Source organism: Actinomycetota bacterium, from assembly GCA_041658625.1.
Taxonomy (GTDB): Bacteria; Actinomycetota; JAHEXW01; order JAHEXW01; family JAHEXW01; genus JBAZZW01.
Map to the genome: position 1 here is coordinate 913619 of JBAZZW010000001.1, position 23613 is coordinate 937231.

The window sequence follows — 23613 nt, forward strand, 5'->3', positions numbered from 1 at the left end:
GTTTAATTTCCTTAATCCCTGACCATAGGATTAGCGCATAAGCGAGGGGCGTATGTCAAACGGATTTTTCAAGAAAATGGGTCTTGCGTTTTTACTCGTAATTGTCTTCGTCTTACTTGTTCCTAAACCTACTTTAGCCGCCGATACCGAAGGTTGTTTGACCTGTCACGGCCAGCCTGGCTTCAACACCATCATTAACGGCAAGACGGTGTCTCTATATGTCGACGGGGACAAAATGTCCTTGGGGATGCATAAGGATCGCAAGTGTTCCGACTGCCATCCGGGTTTTTTGGGCGGGACCGCCGGAGGAGCGGAAGGTCCTCACAGCGCCGCTCAGATTTCCACGTATTCCAAAGACGCCCTTAACTCCTGCCAGAAGTGCCACGACAAAGCTTTTTGGGAATACAAGAACGGCCCACACGGCAAAGGCGCCGATAAAGGCGAGGCGAACGCCCCGACGTGTTCCAGATGCCACGAAAAACACTACTCCGGAGCGACCAAGGACGAGACGTCCAATACATATAAAGTGAATTCGCCGGAGAAGCTGTGCGAGCCTTGCCACGAGGAAGCTTTTAAGACATACGACGAAAACTATCACGGTAAGATGGTTGTGCAGTTCGGTTATAAACGCTCGGCGAGCTGCTCGGATTGCCACGGCGCCCACAAGGCCAATCCGTTAACCAACAAGCAAGACGCCATTAAGGCGTGCGAGAAATGCCACCCCGGCGCCAATGAAAACTTTATAGGCTACGCGGTTCACGGCGACGAAAACGACGCCAAGAATTATCCGATGATGTTCTATATTAAGTGGATCATGGCAATCCTGCTAGTCGTAGTCCTCGCTTTCTTCTATCTCCACTCGCTCTTGTGGGCTATCAAGGATATCCAAGTCCTCAGGGCCGAGCATAAAGCGGAAGCGGCCGGAAAACCGGCGGAGTCCGGCGGAGAGGCTTATACGATGGGGGTGCTAGCCGAGGAGCCGAAGCACGAGGCTGTTCTATACCGTCGTTTCAACTGGTTCCATATCGCCATGCATTATTTAATGATGTTCTCCTTCCTGGCTTTGGTCTTCACCGGGATGCCGCTTAGGTATCGCGGCGCGGCCTGGGCCAAGGCGATGGTCACGACTATGGGCGGACCCGGGGCGACCGGCATCATCCATAGAATAGCCGCGGCCATCACGCTGTTCTATTTCCTCGCCGAGGTTGTTTACGGCGTAGGTTATTGCTACATCGTCAAGCGGGCGCCGATTTTTGGCCCGGACTCGATGTTCCCCCGCTGGAAAGACATCAAGGACCTCGGCAACAATATGAAATACTTCGTCGGCCGGGGCGAAAAACCCATGTTCGACCGCTACACCTACTGGGAGAAGTTCGATTACCTGGCGGTCTTCTGGGGGATGTTTGCCATCGGCGCGACCGGCCTGTTCCTTTGGTTCCCGGTGTTCTTCGCGAGCTTTATCCCGGGGCAGATATTTAACGTCTCGACGATCATGCACAGTGACGAGGCCGTGCTGGCCGCCTTCTTCATCTTCATAGTGCACTGGTTTAACACGCACTGGCGGCCGGGCAAATTCCCGATGGATCCGGTTATCTTCACGGGTATTATCACGGAAGAGGAAATCAAGGAAGAGCGTCCGCTCGAGTGGAAGAGAATGGAAAGCGATCCTGAGCTCAGGAAGCGTATGCGCATCGAAAGAAAGAAATAATAGCGATTGGCTAAGGAGGGAACGGACAGATAATGGACACACTTACTTTGTTCTTTATACTACTGGGGACCGTCTGGGGCGGCATCTGGACGTTTCTCGCAATCGGCCACTATATGGGCAAATACAAGGTCCACTAACAGCCGAAAGACCGTTCAAGGAAGTTGTTTGACACCTGAAAACGGGCTTGTTAAGATTAGCGCAAACTGCGCCTAGGGTGTTTATATTCAGTCAGCAAAGGGGATGGAATGGCAGGATTCAGAGACAAACTTAAAAGGTGGTTTTTCTTCCTAAATCCGGCTTATATGAAACGTCCCGTATTTTGGCTCTCGTTTCTGGGTTTGATTTTCATCCTTGGTCTTATTCTTGGGATCCCTTACTATATCACTTCGCAGAACCAGTATTGTTCTACCTGCCACGTGATGGAGCCTTATTACAAGACCTGGCAGACTTCAACCCATGCGAACACAGCTTGTCTGGCGTGTCACACCGAACCGGGTTGGCAGAGCGCCGCGCTGCACTTCGTGCGGACCACCCGAGAGGTCTACACCAATCTGGTTGGAGTCAGCGGTGAACGCTCGCCGTATTATTCCGCGCCAACGAACGAGATATGTTTTGAGTGTCATACCCAATATCGTGACGTGTCGGCCAGCGGCGACCTTCTGATTCCACACAGCGCGCATGTCAAAATGCGCGGGTTGACCTGTATCGATTGCCACAAGTACCTGGTTCATTTCAAGAATCCGGAAGGCAAGAATACGCCCTCCATGACGATCTGTTATAAGTGTCACGACGGCAAGAAGGCCACCAAAGAATGCAAGGCTTGCCATACTAAAAAGTCTTTTCCGGAGAGCCACAGAGATCCGGCGTTTATCGCCAACCACGGCCAACTGGCGCAGACTATCGGTAAAGAGTGCGCCAAGTGTCATGCTTGGACGCCCGGTTACTGCACGGAATGTCATCTGAAACGGCCGGCCAGCCACGACGGCATTGCGTTCAGGTCGACGCACGGGGAACGGGCTAATCTCCGCGCGCAGGGATGTTATGTGTGCCACGGTAAAGCGTTCTGTAAGAACTGCCACGACTAAGGCGTTAGAGGGGGATTGATGTCGAAGATCGGCAACTTCTTCAAAAAAATATTCAATAAAGAGAACTTACGTAAACCGGTCTTCTGGGGAGCGATGACGGGTGTTCTGTTTATCGTCATCTTAATCGTGGCTACGGTCTGGAATATCGTTGACAGTCCGGAATTCTGCGCCAGGATTTGCCATTTCGAGCAAGGTCCGACTGACACCTGGAAGAAATCGACTCACTCGCGGGTAGCCTGTAACGAATGCCATGTCGAACCGGGGTTCTGGGATGCGGTTAAATTCCGGACCAACCTAATTTCATGGATATATCTGCAAGTATCTAAAAACCCGACGCAACCAACCTCAGTACAGATGCCCAGTAACGCGAGTTGCGATGTTTGCCATAAAGTCAAACGTAAGGTATCGCCGTCCGGCGATCTCTTGATTCCGCACGACGCCCACATCAAGCTACGAGGCTTGAGGTGCGTGGACTGTCACCGTAACCTAGTCCACAACGCTAAAGTGACGGCCCGGAACAAGCCGCCGATGACCGTCTGCTATAAATGTCACGACGGCAAGAAGGCCAGTAACGCCTGTACCGCTTGCCATACCGAGAAATCGGTGCCGGAAGACCACAAGGCGGCCGATTGGCTTGTTGTCCACAGCCAGATCCAGAAACAGGACCCGGCTTATTGCGAGAAATGTCACGGTTGGGTAAAGGGATATTGCACGGAATGCCATCAGCGCCGGCCGAAGAGCCACGCCGGACAGTGGCGGACCTATCACCGCGACCGGATTGCCGCAGTCGGCATGAGGAACTGCCTGCAGTGTCATAACGATCAGTTTTGCATAAGATGCCACGGCATTATGCCGGCCGGCCAGTAAGCATACATAGTCCCGGCAGCGGGTGACCGCAACCAAAAAGCAAAGAAAACGAACCCCCTGAGGGGGGTTCGTTTTTATGCGGACGGATATCTAAAATATGGTAGAATAACTGGTAATGAACAGGACTTACTGGCAAGCCCGCAAAGCGGCAAGATTCGTCTTTCCCTTGGTTGCGATACTCCTAGTCGGGTTATCCGCGGCCGGCTGCACGAGTATTCAAAACCTAATATCACCTAAGACAACCACGACTACCACGACCACCCAAGAAAAGGGAACGGCGGCTAAAGACCTCAAAGTCTACCCGAATGACGCGCCGGGTTATGACCTTAAAGACCTGCCCCGATACCCCGGCAGTCTTCGACAGTCGTTCTCTATCGTCGAAGGTGAAACCGGTAAGTCCAGCGGCGTCATTTTGTATCAAACGGCCGACGAAGCCCGCCAGGTCGAGGCCTTTATCGAGGAACAGATCGAGAAGTATGATTGGAAACTGGACGAACTGATAATCACCAACGACGGCCAGATATACCGCTTGAGCAAAGGAACCAAAAAGACTTCGGTCAACGTCGCCACCCGTGAGGGGATAAACTTTACAGACATCACCTATCTCTACAGGGAATATTAATGAACTGTGAATGCCGCTAAACGTATTCTGCTAGCCGCCCTGTCGGGCGGCCTTTTAATCCTCTGTTTCCCGTTCCCCGACCAGGGATGGCTGGCGTATATCGCTCTGATTCCGTTTCTTTTGGTCGTTTACGAGGCAGGGCCGGGCGCGTCGTTTATGGCTGGTTGGCTGACCGGCACCGTCTTTTTCGCGGGTCTCTGTTATTGGGTCGGCATCTACGGCGCGGTTCCGCTTGGCCTTATGGCGATAGGCATAGGCGCTCTTGGCGGGGTCGCCGGTGCGGCCATCTCATATGTGTCTTCTTCGCTAAAAAGGATTACGCCGCACCGGTTCATCTGGCTTTTGCGGCCACCGGCTGTCGCGGCCGTTTGGACCGCTCTGGAAATCATTCGCTCTGAAACCGGCGTCTATAGTTTTCCTTATGGCACGGTCGGATTAAGCCAGCACGGTTTTGGCCCGGCTATCGTTCTGGCCTCGATATTCGGCGTCTACGGGATTTCTTTTCTGGTTGTCATGATTAATGCCTTCCTGGTCGAAACCTGGCTGGCACGATTGGAAGGGAAGGGCAAGCGCGCCATCGCCGCAATCGCAACAGGCGCAGCCCTCTTGATTTTTATTTTGGCCGCCGGCGCGTGGCTGCAAACCGGTGTCTCGGCTAACGCAGGCGCCACCTATAAAATCGCCATTGTCCAGGCCTCGATTCCGCAGAATGAAAAATGGCTGGTGTCTGAACGCGCGGCGACGATGGCTCGATATGAACGTTTGGTCAGACAAGCCGCTAAAGAGCGGCCGGACCTGATAGTCTTGCCGGAGGCCGCGCTGCCCGCTTATGTTTCGCCCGACGACCCGCTTTACCAGGAACTGGCCGGCTGGGCCGGCCTGACCCGGGTGCCGATTCTGGCGGGCGTACCCCTGTTGAAAGGGCAGGAGCCCTTCAATTCGGTGGTGTTGTTCGACGCCCGCGGCAAGCAGGCCGGGAAGTACGAGAAGATGGTTCCGGCCTTATTCGGCGAACTGGTACCCTTCCGTCCGATCAGTGAGCGGATTTATCCGCTTTTCGGCAGGATCGCGGACATTAGGCGGGGCGCAAAGCAAACCGTTTTTACTCTTAAGCCGGCCGGTAAGCCTCCGCTTAAGTTCGGGGTGTTGATCTGTTCAGAGTCTTTGTATTCACGTTTAGGACGGCAGATCGGGGCGGGTGGCGCCGAATCACTGTTCGTTCTGACCAATGACGCCTGGTTTTACGCCACTAACGAAGCCGCGCTTCACTACGACATGAGCGCATTCCGAGCCGCCGAAACGGGATTCTGGTTAACCCAAGCCGCCAATACCGGGATTTCGGGATTCATGGACCCGGCGGGGAAAAGCGTTAAGCGGACGGAGATCAACGAAATCGCGGTCATTGAGTCGACTGTCCAGGCCAAGCCGGGCCGCACCTTCTACTCGTCTTGGGGTTGGTTTTTCCCAATCGCACTTGTAATAACATGCGCCCTAATGATACCGTGTTTTTGCTTGGTGAACAATTGCACAAGTGGGAAATAAGCGGGTATAATTAGCCTGGGTAAACTTCCAGGATTTTAAAACAACGGCAAGGTTGGTATATGGCGGAAACACCAAGAGAAGGACCTCAGAAGCGTCCGGTTAAACGGCCGGTTCCCCGCAAGAGGCCGGTTCGCCGGCGCCCAGGGGAGCGGCGGGCTCACCCTCTTTTCCGAAGATTAATCAACACCATGGCCTTTCTAGGCGCGGCCGCGCTTATCTTCGTTTTCCTGGGACTACCTAACCTGGTAACATTTCAGCCGAGATTCTGCGGCTCCTGTCATCCGGAAGTCTACAAGCAATGGAACACCTCGACCCACGCCAAGATGGGTTGCATGCAATGCCATGTAAAAAGCGGTTTCAACAACTTGCTTTTAAGCCGCGTCGGTCTTTTGCAGCGGATCTATCTTAGAATCAACTCCGCCGAGGTAAAAAGGATGAAGGAGAAGAACGAGAAGCCGATCGGCTTTATCGCTCCGCCGCCGAACGAGGTCTGCCTGCCCTGTCACGAAGCCCGTAAGCGCATCTCACCGAGCGGCGATATCATCATTCCGCACCAGTCGCACATCAAGATCAGGAAACTCGCGTGCACCGACTGTCATGAGAGTTTTGTCTGCGCCAGAGCCGGCAGGGGCAAAGCGCTTGTCTCGATGGAAGGCTGCTACCGTTGTCACAACGGACGTCGGGCGACCAACGAGTGTACCGCTTGCCATACCGAGAAAGGCGCCCCGCCGTCACATCGCGGTAAGTGGGTGCTAAATCACGGCGCCGATGCCCTGGTCAATAAGGACGCGTGTATGGAGTGCCACTCCAAACCGAAAGACTTCTGTAAGAACTGTCACGGCAATAAGCCGGCCAGCCACACCGCCGACTTTGCCGTTACCCATGCTTCCGAAGCGGCTCTGAACAAGACCGGGTGTCTGGAATGTCATGACGAGAAGGTAACGTGCGCCAAATGCCACGGCGAAAGCGGTCAGGCCCACGACGCCAACTGGCGAAGCGTCCATCCGCAAGTCGCTCGCAACGGGATCAGGGACTGTTTCACTTGCCATAGCAAGTATCACTGCAATATGTGCCATCGTAATCCGACTTAAGGGAAAAAGGAGAGAAAACTGAGAGTCGCCAATATACCGGAACCGACACTTGTCAGACTTACGATTTACGCCCGTTGCCTGGCCGACATGGTCAAGGAAGGCGAGACTATTGTTTCATCCGACGAACTGGCGCACCGGGCCGGGGTAAACGCGGCCCAAGTCCGCAAAGACCTGTCATATTTAGGTAGTTTCGGCCGTCGCGGAGTCGGCTACAATGTCCGCCATTTGGCGGAGCGGATTACGATTGCGATGGGTTTGACCAGGGAAAGAACATTTATTATCGTAGGCGCGGGCAAACTCGGCAGCGCGCTTTTAGGTTACGCCGGCTTCCTGGACAAGGGATTTAGACCGGCGGCCGCGTTTGACGCGGATGAGGCCAAAGTCGGCCGGGAAATCGGCGGGGTAAAGATATTACCCGTCAAAGATATAGGCGAATTCGTTGCCTCCAGCGGTACCGACATTGCGATTCTGACGGTGCCGGCCGGCCAGGCGCAAGCGGTCGCCGATACGTTGGTACGGGCGGGCATCAAAGCCATCCTTAACTTCGCTCCGATGATTGTTAAGGTTCCGCCCCATATAAGGATCAGGCAAGTGGAACTGTCTTCAGAGATGGAAGTTCTGGCGCATTACCTGAATTCCCAGGGCGATTAAGCGGTAACCGGCCATGAATATTAAGGAACGCCGCAATATTCTGTTCGTCATAACCGGCGTCATGTTTGTCGTGACGATGGTCGCGCTGCTTTTGATCTATCTTGAGCAGGGGCGCTCCGCTTTTGAATCACTCGGACAGGGTAGGGAGATAAAATTATGGCAAACCCGGGACTTCTACGTCTATGACTATGCGTTAAAGAAGGAGGTCAGGGTCGCTGCGAGATGCGTTAGGATTGGCAAAAGCTCCGTCGTTTGTGTGGAACCCAGCGTGACCCTGTCCAGCACTCTGCTCGACCGGATACGCGATGATTTTGACGAAAGCATCTACAACAACGCGATCGGAACCGCGCCGGCCGACAAGTACAAAAACCTGAATCTCACTAACAAGATCGTCATTCTTCTGTTGGAGGCCAAACGCGGGCGGATACCTGAAGCCGGGGTGAAGCAAGTTGCCGGTTACTACTCGAAGCTTAACGAGCAAGCGCGTTTCTACAATGCGGAGAGTAACCAAGCCAGGATCATCCATGTCTTCATCGAACCGAGAAACATAAACGACGACTCTATTATGGAAACGGTCGCCCACGAAGCCCGCCACCTTAAGAACTGGTCGAAGACGAGAAACAATGTGGGGCTTATCATCGGTAGCCTTTTTGCCATCGCGACGGTTGCGACTTTGTATCTGGGACTCTCCCACCTCTACTTTCGGAGTTTCCGCTTATGAGCCAGGATTTGTTCGACCGCATAGTTATTATCATGATCTTTGTCTTTTACGTCGTCCTTTTTGAGACCTGGCTTGTCATCGCGCCTGACCCCAGCTGGGGTGGCATTGAACTTGTGTTCATGACTATCCCTGTGTTGACCATGGTCATCCTGTACAACGTCTGGGTCGCTTTGGCCGTCGGCGCTTTCTTGGCGATGTTGTATATGCCGGTGGTCTGGCCGGCGGTAGTTACCGGGAACATGTCAAGCATCGAGCTCACGATGCGATTCGTCCTCATGGTCGCATTAGCTTTCGGCGCGGCCATCTACAAGAATTTCGAGGAAAAACGGCGAGAGCGAATAAGGCGGCTGGCGACAAGATTGGCCAAGAAGGTCAATCAGCAGACGCATATCATAAAGGCACAACAAGCCCTCGGAGATAACCTAGACCTGTCAGCCCAACTGGAGGCCTTTCTTTACTGGTCCATCCGGTTGGTTTTGGCCAGGGCTGGTCATATAGTGGTCTATGATAGTGAAAAAAAGCGAGTCGTGTACGCCAAGTCGGGCGAAGTCGACGACGCCACGGATACACCGGCTCCACTCAGGAAGCTGATCAAGGGCAAACGGACCGATGTCAAACAGGAGGACATTGATTCCTTTACCAACGAAATGCAGGTTCTGGAGGACAGCATCTGCGTTCCGCTCAAGGTCGGGAAGAACAATCTGGGAGCGCTCTGCTTAACGCCGAAAGAAAGCCAGGCCTTTTCGGAAGATGACCTGAACTTAATCTCCATGCTCGGTGTGAAGGCCGCCATCTCGATCGAGAACGCCAAACTACACGAGCTTAACACTCAGCTATTTATCGATAGCATTCGGGCGCTCGCGAAAATCATCAATGCCCGCGACCCGCTAACAAAGGATCACTCAACCAGAGTAGCGCATATGGCAGACCGTCTGGCGCGTCACAAGGGTTTGCACGGCCGCTCCCTGTCAAACATTGTGCTGGCCGCGGACCTGCATGACATCGGACGCATCATTATCCCGGACGCGATACTGTACAAACCGGGCCGCCTGACGAAGAAAGAGTTCGAAGTGGTCAAGCAACACCCGGAAGTAGGTTTCGATCTTCTGCGGGACGTGCGAGCGCTCAAGGACGTCTTGCCGGGGGTCCGATATCACCACGAGCGGTACGACGGCCAGGGTTACCCGGAGGGTTTAGAAGGCGAGAACATCCCCTTGATGGCAAGGATCATCGCCGTCGCCGACACGTACGAAGCCCTGACCTCAGACCGTTCGCACCGGCAGTCGATCCCTGCGAGAAAGGCTGAAGCAATGCTTAAAGACGTGTCCGGAACGCAGTTGGACCCGGAGCTTGTCGACATTCTTCTTAAAATCATCGGACCGACTATGGGTAAGTCGAAGCGAAGGGTCTCTGAAAAGGCGAAATGATGCCATTATCGAATGGCGGTAAAATATCATTCATTTGCTTACGGCATATTTGCCTGATAAAATTAAAAGATAAAAGTTTGCCACGTGGAATGCTATATTCCCTCCTCTTAGGACTTGTTCGCCCGGCGAATACTGTCGATAAGGTAGTAGGGAGTTTTTTGCGTGCGAAGATATAGGCGAAGGATGGTCTGTGGTTAAAGATACAGACAGAGGTAAACCTGAAAACAAGTCCAAGAAAGCCGCCTCTGCTAAAGGTACCCCGACAAAGAAAACCGCTCCGCCTAAAAAGACAGCAGGAGAGGTAGATAACGTCGTCGGGGCGAGCGGCAAGTCCACCAAGGCGAGCAAACCGGCGGTAAAGAAGTCCGTCGCGACTAAGCCTCCGGCGGGAAAACCGGATATAAAAAAACCGCCGGCGTCGACCGAGACAGTGACCGACAAGCCGATAGCGACCGACAAGCCAATGGCGGATAGTGCTGGTAAACGTGTCTGGGCGGGGGAACCGGCCAGAAAACCGGCAACGGCGGCGGCCGGCGTGGTCGACGGCGAGGATAAGTCCAGCGAGAGCGAAGAACGGCGGCGGCGGATTATCCTGACATTATGGTTAACGATGTTCACCGTCCTGATCATCGTGTTTATTTGGGTTTTCTTTAGTCTTTTCGCGCCCGGACGCGCCCAACTGACAGCGGCTAAGAAATGTCTCCAGTGCCACGAGAAGGAAATGGCGCGCCAGTTGGGCTCGCAGTACCTCCACGAACCGTTCGGCAAGGAGCTCTGCACCAACTGCCATGTCGAGCCAAAAACGCCTGACAAAGCATGTGATCCGAAGAAACGCATCTACGCCGTGTTAAGCGGAACGCTGGATAAGGTCTGCACCAAGTGCCACACGAACGCGAAGGCGGCGATGACCAAGAAATTCGTACACCGGCCGTTCAAAGGCAAGAGATGTACGGACTGTCACGACCCCCACGCCTCTCAATTCGAGAAGCTGACCATTATGCCGGAGCAGGAACTCTGCGTTTCCTGCCACTACGGCACCTCGTTTATGCAGGCATTCCAGCACGAACCGGCGCAGAAAAGAAACTGTGTCGATTGTCACGAGCCCCATGCCAGCGATGAAGCGAAAGACCTTGTCTTGCCCGTCAATCAGCTTTGCTACAGCTGCCATTTCCGTGTCGCCCAACAGAATCTGAGACTATACAAGCACAAGCCCTTCCTGGACGGAAACTGCATAGCCTGCCATAAACCGCACAGTTCGCCCACGGCCAAGATTCTGGCTTACGAATACAATACGTTATGCGAAAGTTGTCACCCGACCATCGGGGCGGACTTCCAGCGGTTAAGCCATCATCCGCTGGGGATCGAGCCGATGAAGAACTGCGGCGTCTGCCATCTTTATCATTCGGCCGATTGGCCGAAGTTGCTGCCGCTGGAGAATACCATTAACTGTTATCAGAGCCAGTGCCATCCGGGCCTGCAGGCCTACTTTGACACCTCCGAGCACAACAGCACCGTTATGGGTATGCTCGCCAAGCAGAACCTGGCCGTAACCTGCAGCGCTTGCCATTCACCTCACGGCGCCAACTATACGACTTTGTTAACCGTCGACAGATATGCCGTCTGTTTGGCGTGCCACGCAGACAAGACCGGTAACCCGGCGCACGGTACTTTCGCACATCCGTTCAATCCGCCCTATGTCGACACGTGGCATGGTGACTACCTCTGGTGCGGTAGCTGTCACAACTTCCACGGTTCACCCTATCCGGCCATGAGGCTGGCATTGGGCGACGATCTTTGTTTGAAGTGCCACAATCCGAGCGACTTGGAAAGCACGTTCCGTTAGAAATGAGGTTAGGCCAATGAGTTTTCTTGATTCAATCAGTGACAAGACAATAAGCACAGCCATAAAGGTGGTCGCGACGTTGATAGTAATAGTGCTGGTTGCAGGCATCGGCTATCTTGCTTATCAACAGATCGGACCCAAGATCCAGATTCCGCCTTTGGTTCAGGAGGAGATCGATAAGGCCCTGCAGACGATTGCGAAGGATCCGAAGGACGCGGACACCCGGGTTAAGCTGGCCGGCCTCTACGTCGGCCAAAAGATGTGGAATGACGCGCAGACCGAACTGGACAACGCCATCAGCATCAACAAGAACCACATCGGCGCCCTGTCTCTACTGGGCCAAGTGGCCGAGGCGCGGGGGCAGACCGCCAACGCGATCGATTACTACAAGAAAGCCATCGCGTTGTCGGATAAGACCGAATTCAAATCCCTGAATCCCTTTATGTATGAATCCATTTACCGACTAGGGTCGATCTATATCGAGCAGAAGAAATACAAGGAGGCGATCGACGTCCTGAAGAAAGGCACGGCCGTCAACCCGATCGATAGCGATCTCCACGTCAAGCTGGGCGAGGCGTATGTCTTGAACAAGCAACCCGACGAGGCCATCGCCGAACTGGAGCAAGGCTTGACGTATGTGCCCAATTTCGCGGAGGGATATTATTGGCTCGGTCGGGCTTATGAAGTGAAAGGCGACAAGGAGAAAGCCAAAGCGAACTACGAGCAGGCAATGAAATTCAAGAAAGGTTATACGCAAGCTGAGGAGGCTTTGAGCAAACTGAAATGAGCATTGAAGAAAAAATCATGCAGGCCGAAGGGGCCGACAAAAGAAAAAAGAAACTCAGAACGTTGGGCATCTTAACAGCGATATTGATACTCATCATCGCGGCGATTTTGTTTTTCATCTTCAACAAGAAACCGATCGCCCGGCTACTTAGCGGAGATACTCAGAAACCGGTTTACATCTCGTCGATGTTCGGCGACCTGGACTGGCCGATCGGCGTGGCCGTCAGTCCCGACGGCCAGAGGATTTACGTCGTCGACTCCAACCACCGCCAGATCAAGTACTTTAATCCTGCCGGGAAACAACTTGGCGCATTCGGCAAGGCGTTGAACCAAGCAAGCGGCGGTGAGGGTTTCTTAAATCCGCTCTATATCGCGGTCAGCCCGAAAGGCGACGTCTACGTGACCGACCGGAGCGCGGCGGCTATCCAGATCTATTCGTCCACGGGCAAGTACATCTCGAGGTTTACCCCGAAGACGGACCAACCCGACTTCAGCTGGAGCCCGCTTACGGTGGCTTTTGATAAGAAGGGCTTGATGTACGTTGCCGACGCCACGAAGGATAAGCACAGGATTCTAGTGTTTGATGCCAACGGCCAGCTGAAGCTGCAATTCGGCAAGGAAGGCACGGGCAACGGCGAATTCGAGTTCATCAACGGTTTGGCAATCAGGAGCAACGGCGATATTTACGCCGCTGACAGCAACAACAGCCGGATTCAGGTATTCACCAAAGACGGTAAGTTCAAGGCGGTTATCGGCAAGGGCGGCAAGAACACCCTGGGCCACCCGGTCGCCCTGGGCTTCGACGCTAAGGGACAATTGAATATCTCCGACACGTTCGGGCATAGCGTCATGGTTTATGACACGGCGGGTAAATTCCTGTTCAAGTACGGTTCTTACGGCAACGGGGACGGACAATTCATGTTCCCGATGGGTCTGGCCGTCTATCAGAATACCGTTTACGTTGTCGACCGCGAGGGGAAACGGATAGAAGTCTGGGAATACTAATCTAAATATGAAAGCACAAATAACAAAATAAAATATCTGATTTTAACAAATAAAATAACCGGCAAAAGGCGCCGGATAACTTGAAAAAAGGGGCCCTCTCAAGGGGCCCTTTTTTTATATGGTGTAGGCGTTTCGTCCGATGGGTTGACGTGCCAAATTTTACATGAAGAAAAATGCCCTCTGAAATGTTGAAAGATTGTCTTAAAAGCGTTGCCCGAAGGCTAAATAAATGTTAAGCTTTAATGCAAAGCGATTTACCATTATCGCAGGTCATGACGCTCTAAAGCCCGGCGCAGACTAAAAGAGATCCGGCGAACGCAGAAAGGACTCATCGGTTCGCGTAGGGAAACAGGAGCGGAATGGCCGAAGGTGATTTTCTTAGCTACGCATATATGGTTGAGGAAGGGTGCCGCAGAGGGACCACTCTTTCGGCTTTGTCTATTACCTACGTCTTATTCTTAGTCAGATGTCTGCATCGCCGGCAATCATTTCTTAAAGAAAATCTGTTACGTCCTAGCCCCGTACTGCCGATTATATATATTGAAGAGGTCTCTCCCACCTACTGCGACCGAGCCCGCAGACTTAGAGAAGGGTCGAGTCGAGTGGGGGCTTAAGGGAGAGATGTCATACAATAGGTTTTACAGCGGCCAAAGCGGAATCGCGGCTTCTCGTAGAAGGAAGACACGGGAGGCATTGTTTGGCTTGTGTGTTCCTTTCTCGTGCCGGTCGAGTTTACCGAGGAAAACAAGTGAGGATGCCGAGGGATAATAGAAGAATGGCAGACATAAGCCGCCGATGTCAATTTCATAAGATAGGTTTTGGCGCGGGCATAACGCGTCGTTTAGCGCGTCTGATTATCGTGATTGTCGGACTCGGTCTGCTATGGTTGCTGAGCGGCACGAATACTTTCACGCTGCTGGCGAAGAACGACATCAAGACGGGCGCCGTCTCTTACATGCATATTGATGCGCCCGTGACCGTTAAATCAGGTCAGGAAATAGATATCATGGTCGGTCTGCGCGATCAGACCGGGCAACCCCTAACCGACCGAACCTACGGCAGCGGTTTCGGTAATTTCATGATTCCACCCGACGGTATCAAGGGCGCCGGCGGTAAAACGCCGGTTTTCAACGTCGACAGCGCCAGGACCAGGGAAGTACTGGACGCGAGCGGACAGAAGACGGGACTTTACAGGGTGCCCGTCATCATTTCCTCGTGGCCGGAAGGCGAAGAAACCGGGTCTTACGTGGTGACGGCGCGTTACTTTGGCGGCGATTACGGTACGCCCGATAATTCCTCACATCTCTCATATAATTTAACGTCTTCAGCAACTTTCAGCGCCGAAGTCGGCGGCAAGCCAGGTTTCCTGCGATATGCCGACGCGGAAATCGATAAAATAGTTCTAACCGTGCCCACAGCAAATCCTAACGAAGCGCCCCCTCCACCTAAGACTAATACCGTTGTTTTCCGCGTCAAGATGACCGCTCAAGAACCGACACAAGCGGACGGGCGGCAGATGCACGGATGGGCGAGGCCTGAGAACATAGGCAAATGGGCCACTCCGCGGGCAGTCGACAATGCCGGCCAGATCATGAAGGCCTCGTATGGTGAGATTAGGGAAGAAGAGATTGACGTCAAAGGACGGAAGATCCCGACGGGGGTCTACGACGTCCCGGTCGATCTGGTGACTTCCGGCGAGTCGGCGGGACGAAGCGCTGTCCTGACCATCGGTATCAAGGAAGAGAACTTTGCGCTGGAAATGAGCTCGACGGTGAATTTCACATCAACGGGACCGGAAGTCCGCGCGCCGGCAAACCCGTTCTTTGCCAACCAGTACCTTATCAACCCACCTCATACGCCGACGATATACGAACTCGATTTCCCGTCGCTGGTCGACCCGGAGAACTGGACTAACGGCACCATCAGGAACCTGCTAAGCGGCGTAGCCGATAACTCTCTCACCAATATAAATGTTACCGCGGCCGAGTATTGGGTCGATTCAGGTACGCATTATCCGATGACGGCGTCAGACGGCGCGTTCAGCTCGCCGTGGGAATGGGTGGAAGCGATGGTTACGCCGGCGATCATGCTACCGCTCTCGGACGCGAGACATCTGACGTATGTTCGCGCCCAGGAGACGGGCGGCAGTTGGGGCGCTACGGCCAGCACTTATCTGCACTTAGACCGAACGGCGGCTACGGTCACGACAACTCGGCCGCCCGACGCTACTTATGGTTTGTATGTTAAGGGCTCCTCATATCAGGTTCTGGGCAGCACGAACAATCCGGCAAGCTCGGGGGACACCATGGCTTCACCGATAGAATCGGTGCAGGTCTACGAAGAATCACAATTATCTTGGTTGGACGCCATCAACGATATCTCACGCGGCGGCAGCAATTTCTCATTTTGGTCTTATTACTCGTCCAACCAGTGGAACACGGCAGCGGTTCCCAACGGCAGCTATAATCTGCGCGCTCGCGTCGCTGATACGGCGGGTAACGTCAGCGGCGAGTTTGTGGTCGCGGTTATCGTAGATAATATTGAGCCGACGGCCGCACTCACCGTACCGGCTCCCGGCCAGGGATTTACCGCGAGCCCTATAGCTATTACCGGCACCGCCAACGATACCAACTTCAGCAGCTGGCTCTTGGAATACGGTACCGGCGCTTCTCCCTCAACCTGGGCCACGATCGCCTCGGGCACAACGGCTGTAAACAATACCGTCTTTACCAACTGGGACGTATCGACCTTGTCCGATGGCGCCTATTCGGTCCGCTTGACGGTTACCGACCGCGCCGGCAACGTGAGCTTACTAACCAGGGTGATATATATCGACCATATCGCGCCCGGTTCGACCATATCATCTCCATCGGCAAACGCCTGGATTAATGGCGCCATAAACATTGCCGGCGTCGCCACCGACGCCTTAAGTGTTGACGGCGATGACGTCAGCATCCAACGAGCGTCCAATGGATATTACTGGAACGGCACCGTGTGGCAATCGGGGGTAGCTTGGCTGGTCGCGACCGTGACTTCCGGCCGCGGTACCCCCAACGCGAACTGGTCGTACGCCTGGACCGCTTCCGGACTGAACCACAATGAAGCGGTAACCATAAGCTCGCGCGCCCGGGACAGCGCCGGCAATCTCCAAAATCCGCCGGTCTCCGTGACGGTCAAAGCCGACACATTGGCTCCGGCAATCAACTGGCCGGCATCGCCTGTGCCGCAGCAGTGGTATATGACCAACCAAACCGTTACGGTTTCTTTGAACGACGGCAACCCCGCTAACGGAATAGGGTCGAGGGGGTTCCGCTGGGCGTGGGATACGCCGCCGACGGACGACCCCGGCACCATGAATGTGACCGGCGACGGCCCGGGCAGCACGGTTTTCCCGAGCGAAGGCAAACACACTCTTTACATCAGGGTCTACGACAACCTCGGCAATATGCGGCTTGAGTCGCGCGAGTACTGGTACGACGCGACGTCCCCGGGGGGCTGGACGGGCCAGGCGCCGACCGGTTGGGTTAACACAAAGACGCCGGACATCACCGTGAAAGTTTCCGATGCGACATCCGGCTTGAACATCGCGGCCGGCAGTCCGCAATACAGCTATTCGATAAACGGCGGTACGAGCTGGAGCGCCTGGATAAACGCCACGGTGTCCGGGGCGTCCGGATCGAATGCCCTGGAGACGATCACCGCCGCCGCCGTTCCGTTCAACCAGGACTCGGCGACCCAGAACATGATTAAGTTCCGGATTAAGGACCTGGCCGGGAACGGCCAGGGCGCCGGTCAGGAAAGCCCCGGTTATGTGGTTAAAACGGACACGACCGCCCCGACATCGTCGGTGACCGCCCTTGGCGCGTACTTCAACGGCGCCATAGCGTGGACGGGGGCCGACGCGGGATCCGGCATCCAGAGCTATGACATCCAGTCTTCCATCAACGGCACCGTGTGGAGTGATTGGCAACTCGATACTACCGTGACCAGCGGATTATTTGTTGGAGCAAACGGGACCACCTATTATTTCAGATCTCGGGCAAGAGACGCGGTGGGCAATCTTCAGTCGTACCCGGCTACCGCCAATACGTCTTCGATTTACGACACATCGACGCCGACGGCCAGCGTGGTGCTTAGCGGAACGGCCGGTTTAAACGGCTGGTATGTCTCGGACGTGCAAGTCACAGTGAACGCCGCGGACGCAGTCATCCCAGGTACGCCTACCCGGTACTACAAGATAGACGGCGGCGCCTGGACGACCTACACGGTTCCGTTCAACGTTACCGGCAACGCAACCCACACCGTGCAGTATTACGCCGTGGACGCCGCCGGCAATCAATCCACGATATACTCGCAACCGGTAAACATCGACAACTCCGTGCCGCCGGTGCCGACGATGGTTGCTCTACCGGCGTTCACAGGCGGTACGGAATGTACCGTATCGTGGGGGTCGGTATCCGATGTCAGCACCCCGCTTACGTATTACGTCGAATACAGCGACTCCGCCACATTCTCGCCGATTCTCGGCAACTCCGGCTGGATTTCGGGAACCTTCTTTAAGTTCACGGGCTTAACCGACTCCGTAACCTACTACTATCATGTCAGGGCGAGGGACGCGGCCGGCAACATCAGTGCCTTCTCCACAGCCGTTTCCTCGACCCAGACGACCGGGCGGCCGATGATTACCTGGGGTGGCGCCACCCCGCAGACCTGGTATACGACGCTCCAGAACGTAACCGCGTTCGTGACGAGCACCCCGTCCGCTCCAAAAGGCTTCCGCTACGCGTGGGACGCCGCTCCGACGGACGATCCTACGACTATGATGATCGTCGGGGGCGCCACCGGCACCTTCCCGTTTGTGGCGGAAGGAAAACACACGTTCTTCGTGCGAGCCTATAACGACGCCGGATATATGGTCTTGGAGTCTCGCGAGTACTGGTACGACCCGACGTCTCCGGGAAGTTGGGGCGGATTCACCCAGACGCTTAACACCCTGACCCCGACATGCACCGTGCAGGTTTCGGATCTAACGTCGGGTCTCGACGTCACGACCGGCAGCGCCCAGTACGCGTACTCCACGAACGGCGGTACGACGTGGAGCGCTTGGGTAAACGCACCGATTACGGGCACTCAGGGAATCACGACCGCGCAGACGATCACCGCCGCCAACGTGCCGTTCACATCGCCTAGCGAGACTTTGAATAAGATCAAATTCCGCGTCAAGGACGTCGCCGGAAACGGCCAGGGCGCCGGTCAAGAGAGCACCGCCTACATCGTCGACAACTACCGGCCGACGGTGACGTCCGTAGATCCCCTCAACAACGCGACGTTTGCGCCTATCAGTCAGTGCGTCAAGGCCTACTTCAACATGAAGATGAACCCGGCGACCTTGACGACATCCACATTCACGCTCAACGACGGCGTCAGCAACATAACGGGGACGGTCAGGTATTACGAGGCCGGCGCCAGCTACTACGCGACGTTCGCCCCGGCGACGCCTCTGGTGAGGAACAAACTCTACACCGCGACGGTTACGACGGCCGTCCAGGACACCACAGGCCATACCATGGCCGCGACCTATGTCTGGACCTTTACGACAGCCGCCATCGTCGGCAACATCTCGACACCCGGGGACAACGCGCGCCTGACCGGAACGTCGGTCAATATCGTCGGCGCGGCCACCGGCGAAACCAGCACGCCGGCGCAGCCGTTCGATTTCAAGGAATACAGTCTCTGGTACGGAGCAGGCACGAGCCCCTCGACCTGGAATCCCGTCGGGGTAAACCCGCGCACGGTTAAGGTCGATTACGGTACGTTGGGGACCTGGGACACCACGACCGTTGCGGACGGTGTCTATACGCTGAAGCTTACGGTAACCGACAATAGTGTGACGCCTCGTAGTTTCGACTATTTCAAGGGTGTGTTGGTCGACAACACGGCGCCGCCCGCGCCTATCGTCAACGCCCTGCCCGCCTATGTAAGCGGCGTCGTTTCCGTCACCGGAACGGCTACCGACGCAACCAGCGGCGTCCAGAAGGTCGAGCTGCAGTTCGACGGCGCCGGTTCTTGGCTGCCCGCGGTCGGCACAAACCGTACGGAGGAGACTGGCGCCGCCATCACTTACTCAGGCGTCTGGACGGCGGTCGGCGACGCCGGTGCCAGCGGCGGCGCCGATAAGTACTGCGCGACGGCCGGAGCCACCGCGACCTTCAGTTTCAACGCGACCTCGGTTTCCTGGTTCGCTGCTAAAGGTCCCGATCGGGGTTACGCCAACGTCTATATAGATAACGTTCTTCAGCAGCAGGTCGACTTGTTCAACTTCGCGATCACCCTCTGGCAGACCCCGGTGTATATGAAGACGGGTTTAGCCGCGGGCGCCCACACACTGAAAGTGGAAGTGGTGGGCGACCGTCACCCGGTATCGACCGGCAACCGGGTCGATGTCGATGCCTTTGAGGTCAATGGACAGATCTCCTGGAGTTATAGTTGGGATACCGTGACGGTACCTAACGGGCCACATACGATCGTGGCTCGAGTCACCGACCGGGCCGGTCTCGTCAGTTCTAACAGCAGCCCGCCCATTTCAACCAGCACTGACAATTCGACCCCGTCAGCCATATTAACCAGCCCGGCGGCGAACCTGATGCAGAACGCGGGTGTCGTCACCATCACCGGAACCGCGACCGACTCGAGTTTCCAGAAATACGAACTGTTTTACGGCGCCGGTCCTGCGCCGGCGACCTGGACCGCGATAGGTGTTAACCCGCGGACCGTCCCGGTGATCAACGGGACGCTTGGCACGTGGGATGTCACCGCGGTCCCTGACGGCGCGTATATGATCAGGTTGGTCACGACCGACATGGTTAACGTCCAGTCGGTGGCGACGGTCTATCCGATACAGATCGATCGGACCATACCGTACTCCGAAATCACCGCGCCGGCCAACATGGATTTCGTCAACCCGACGTTCACGGTCTCCGGTATCGCCTTCGATTATCTGGTGAACAACGGGATGAGCGATATCTCCAATAGGGCTTCGCCCGACATGAATCAGGTGCACGTTGTTGTAACAAAGAACGTCGATTCTTATATGAAGAACCCGGTCGACATGGGTGCGGTTGATACGCTGGTATGGAGCGCTCCCAACAACTACTGGCTTTGGACGAAACAGATTACCAGGTCCGTCGGTGATGACTGGGGCTGGTTCGCCGTGAACTCCAAAGCTTATGATCGGGCGGGCAATGTGGAAACGTCTGCCACCGGCGTATATCTTTCAATCGACGACGTGCCGCCGCCGCAGCCGACTCTGCGCGGCTTATCCGACCATACGTCGGGGGCCGTGTCGCTGTCGTGGATTGCTCCGAAAGACACAGGCAGCGGTATCGATTACTTCAATATCTACAAACAGACCGGTGGTGGCGGTCCTTACACCAAGGTGACCAGCGGTTTGAAATATTACGACGGCACTATGATGGAGGCGGTTGACACAACCGGCAAGTTCTACAGCGCCAACGCGCTCGACGTCAGTTTCTCCGCCGGGTCGACGGTAACTTATTCATATTACGTTAAGGGGGTTGACTTTAGAGGTCTGGAATCAACACCCAGCAACACCATCACGGTGAAATACGATAGCCAGGCGCCGACCGCGCCGACCAATCTGATTGTCTCGACGGCCGGCAGCAACAACGACCTAACGCTGAAATGGTCGTCGTCGGCGGACAACCTAGGCGTCGCCGAATACAGGCTTTATCGCAGCACGGACGTTACCAGGGACGGGCTGGGCAACCCGATTGCCATGGTTAACCAAACGCAGGTTGCGACTATTCCGACATCAGGCTCCTTCGCAACGACTCGCTTCTTTGATCGAGGATTGACCAATCATACGACCTACTTTTACCAATTGGTCGCATATGACGAGCAGATGAACATATCGCCGGCCAGTGCCATCAGCTTCGCGACGACGGGCGAGCCCGGAGCGTTCTCACTGCCGCACGTCACATTCGACAGCGAGACGGCGGAATGCGCTTTGTGCCACCGGGTCCACACGGCCGTCGGCGAGACCTTACTGACCGTCAAGAGCGCTTCCGACGTCTGTATGGCCTGCCATGACGGGACCGGTTCGTCCGCCGCGACAAAGCAGGAATTCGACTACGCGTCCAGCGGAGGCCACCGCGTCAAAGACGACCAGTGGCCCAACGGGAAATTAACCTGTGTCGACTGCCATGATCCGCATCGTAATCCCGACCATGCCTTTATGGAAGATTTTGAGCCTGATCCACCGGCGACCGTACCAGTAAACTGGACAGTCGGGGCGGGCGTCTGGGGCATTGAAGGCGATTCGCAGCACCACGAGATGGGCCAGACCGCGACAAGCGGATCGACTTATCTCAACAGAAATACCGGTCTGAACGTTGCCAGCCTCGGCGGGTTATTCGCCGCCAAGATATACATAAGGTCTGGCACCGCAGCCTACTTCACGGTCGGGAGCGATGGCGCCGGGGCAAAACGAGGTCCGACCGTGGTCGTCGATCCGTCCAACGATTTAGTCCAGTTGTGCGACGGCGATACCGTCTTGTCCAGCCGATCCTTAGCCCTTAGCTATAACACGTGGTATCGAGTCAAACTGAAAATCGGCGCCGATAAAATAGCCGGGGTAACGCTGACCCAGTGGATCAGCGACACCAATGAACCGTCGTTGATATCGTTCAGTGCCGGTTTGCCTTCGGGGACCATCAAAGGCATCGGATCGTTTATCCAGCTGGGCACCGTCGACGCGTCGGCGCTTTTCGACAAGGTCCGGCTGAACAACGTCGGTATGTTGACGACCCGATATCGCTCTTACTACGTTGCCGGAAATGAACTTCAAAACTATAAGATGCCCGATGATCTGACCGCGTCGGAAGAGTTCTGTTTGGCCTGTCACGGATCGGCGATTGACAGCCCGGGCGGTAGCCACCGCCAGTTCTATACGTCCGCGCATAACCCGCTGGTCGGTTCAACATCGACGAATCCTTCACAAGGCGTGACCCCCAGATGGCAGACCTTGAGAGCCAAATGGCAGCAAATACGCAGCGGACCGATGGGCGCCAACCTCAAGGGCACCAATAATGCCTGTCTCTATTGTCACGGTTACCACGGCCAGCAGTCATATATGCGCATCGCCACCGGCGAAGAGGAGCTCTGCTATAAATGCCATGGCAAGGAGGCAAATTATAGCCGGACCGGCAAGAACGTTTACAACCAGTATCAGCAGCCGTATCATCATGGCATCACGCTGCGCGAAGCCGCCGTCAAGTGTACTTCTTGCCACGGCCAGCGCGGCATCAGCGACCGGTTCGTCTGGGAAGGCTTCCCGACATCCAATATAGTCAACCCGAGAAATATCAAACAGCCGTGGGTCGCCAACCGGATCGGCAACTGTACGGCCAAAGGTTGCCACGATACGGTCGGATGGACGCAACCGCCGGGCCCCGTGCATCAGCACAACATCGACGATTACTGCAATGTGTGCCACTCGGTCAATCGACTACCTGTCGAGACCCATTCGACCACGGTTCTGGTGCCGTACACCATCACGTATCCGCCGATTTATACAACGCCATCGGCCAACGGTTTCGTCCGCGGAGGCTACAGCGCCAGGGACGTGGCCGGTAACTATTTGGTCGGGCACAAGAGATGGACTTCAGCCACAAGTTGCGCGCCGGGCAGTTGCCACGAAGGACTGGTCGCACAATATCCGGGTGTCGACATCTCGCAGGTACCCGAGTTCAATTTCAAGATCACCTGTACGACATGTCATCATCAGCATGCGAGCGATTACGCCAGGGTTGTTCGGATGGACGAGGATTTCAAAGGCGACATGGTGATCGCGGCCGCCGGCTCAAAGCTAAAAAGCGGGACCGTTCTCAAGGCCGGGTCGACGGCTATGTCGGCGACCGATAAAAACGCCATAGGCGGAACATGGAACGGGACAACGAAATTTATCCTCGCTTCCGACGTTACTCTGACCGGTGACGTTAATCTGGCCGGCCAAGTCCGTGTTAATTTCGGTTCAAACCTTACGACAGGCACCATCCTGGCCACCGGGTCGACAGCAACGTCGGCGGCGGATCGAACGGCGATCGGCGGGAGCTGGGCGGCGACGGCGCCGTACGCGTTACTAGCTCCCAGGACGCTGGCGGCACCCTACACGTTGGTCAGTAACGGCGTGGTCAAGGGTATGTGTATGCACTGTCATGACGGTTCCGTAACTGAATAGATGGAGA

The 23613-nt window shown here is 55.4% G+C and carries 13 protein-coding genes; all 13 read left to right on the forward strand.

The annotated features are described in order from the left end of the window. The first annotated feature begins 52 nt into the window (after positions 1 to 52). The 13 genes from WC891_04730 (at position 53) to WC891_04790 (ending at position 23606) form a co-directional block, all read left to right on the forward strand. A complete protein-coding gene (locus tag WC891_04730; protein MFA5867249.1) occupies positions 53 to 1708 on the forward strand; it encodes a hypothetical protein in 1656 nt (551 codons plus the stop codon). Positions 1709 to 1953: 245 nt separating this feature from the next. Next, positions 1954 to 2793 carry a NapC/NirT family cytochrome c gene (locus WC891_04735; protein ID MFA5867250.1) on the forward strand — a complete coding sequence of 280 codons (840 nt, stop codon included), beginning with the start codon at positions 1954 to 1956 and terminating at the stop codon, positions 2791 to 2793. Positions 2794 to 2811: 18 nt separating this feature from the next. After that, on the forward strand, positions 2812 to 3660 hold the full coding sequence (locus tag WC891_04740) for a cytochrome c3 family protein (GenBank protein ID MFA5867251.1): 849 nt from the start codon (positions 2812 to 2814) through the stop codon (positions 3658 to 3660). Between the two features lie 115 nt (positions 3661 to 3775). Further along, positions 3776 to 4282 carry a hypothetical protein gene (locus WC891_04745; GenBank protein ID MFA5867252.1) on the forward strand — a complete coding sequence of 169 codons (507 nt, stop codon included), beginning with the start codon at positions 3776 to 3778 and terminating at the stop codon, positions 4280 to 4282. A 6-nt stretch (positions 4283 to 4288) separates the two neighbouring features. Beyond that, the gene (gene lnt / locus WC891_04750) at positions 4289 to 5824 is read left to right on the forward strand and encodes an apolipoprotein N-acyltransferase (GenBank protein MFA5867253.1); all 1536 of its coding nucleotides are present in this window, start codon (positions 4289 to 4291) and stop codon (positions 5822 to 5824) included. A gap of 188 nt (positions 5825 to 6012) precedes the next feature. Further along, positions 6013 to 6915: a hypothetical protein gene (locus WC891_04755; protein MFA5867254.1), complete on the forward strand. Its 903-nt coding sequence runs from the start codon at positions 6013 to 6015 to the stop codon at positions 6913 to 6915. A gap of 18 nt (positions 6916 to 6933) precedes the next feature. Continuing rightward, positions 6934 to 7566 (forward strand): redox-sensing transcriptional repressor Rex, encoded by a 633-nt coding sequence (locus WC891_04760; GenBank protein MFA5867255.1) that lies wholly within the window; start codon positions 6934 to 6936, stop codon positions 7564 to 7566. 13 nt (positions 7567 to 7579) lie between these two features. Beyond that, positions 7580 to 8287, forward strand: coding sequence for a hypothetical protein (locus WC891_04765; protein ID MFA5867256.1), 708 nt, complete (start codon positions 7580 to 7582; stop codon positions 8285 to 8287). Then, a complete protein-coding gene (locus WC891_04770; GenBank protein MFA5867257.1) occupies positions 8284 to 9714 on the forward strand; it encodes an HD domain-containing phosphohydrolase in 1431 nt (476 codons plus the stop codon). Before WC891_04765 ends, WC891_04770 begins: the two co-directional genes overlap by 4 nt. A gap of 190 nt (positions 9715 to 9904) precedes the next feature. Continuing rightward, positions 9905 to 11557: a cytochrome c3 family protein gene (locus WC891_04775; protein ID MFA5867258.1), complete on the forward strand. Its 1653-nt coding sequence runs from the start codon at positions 9905 to 9907 to the stop codon at positions 11555 to 11557. A gap of 16 nt (positions 11558 to 11573) precedes the next feature. Continuing rightward, complete coding sequence (locus WC891_04780) at positions 11574 to 12344, forward strand: tetratricopeptide repeat protein (GenBank protein ID MFA5867259.1); 771 nt, start codon at positions 11574 to 11576, stop codon at positions 12342 to 12344. After that, positions 12341 to 13348, forward strand: a complete 1008-nt coding sequence (locus WC891_04785) for a 6-bladed beta-propeller (protein MFA5867260.1) — start codon at positions 12341 to 12343, stop codon at positions 13346 to 13348. Before WC891_04780 ends, WC891_04785 begins: the two co-directional genes overlap by 4 nt. A gap of 775 nt (positions 13349 to 14123) precedes the next feature. Then, entirely contained in the window at positions 14124 to 23606 is a 9483-nt protein-coding gene (locus WC891_04790; GenBank protein ID MFA5867261.1) for an Ig-like domain-containing protein, read from the forward strand. Positions 23607 to 23613: the final 7 nt, after the last annotated feature.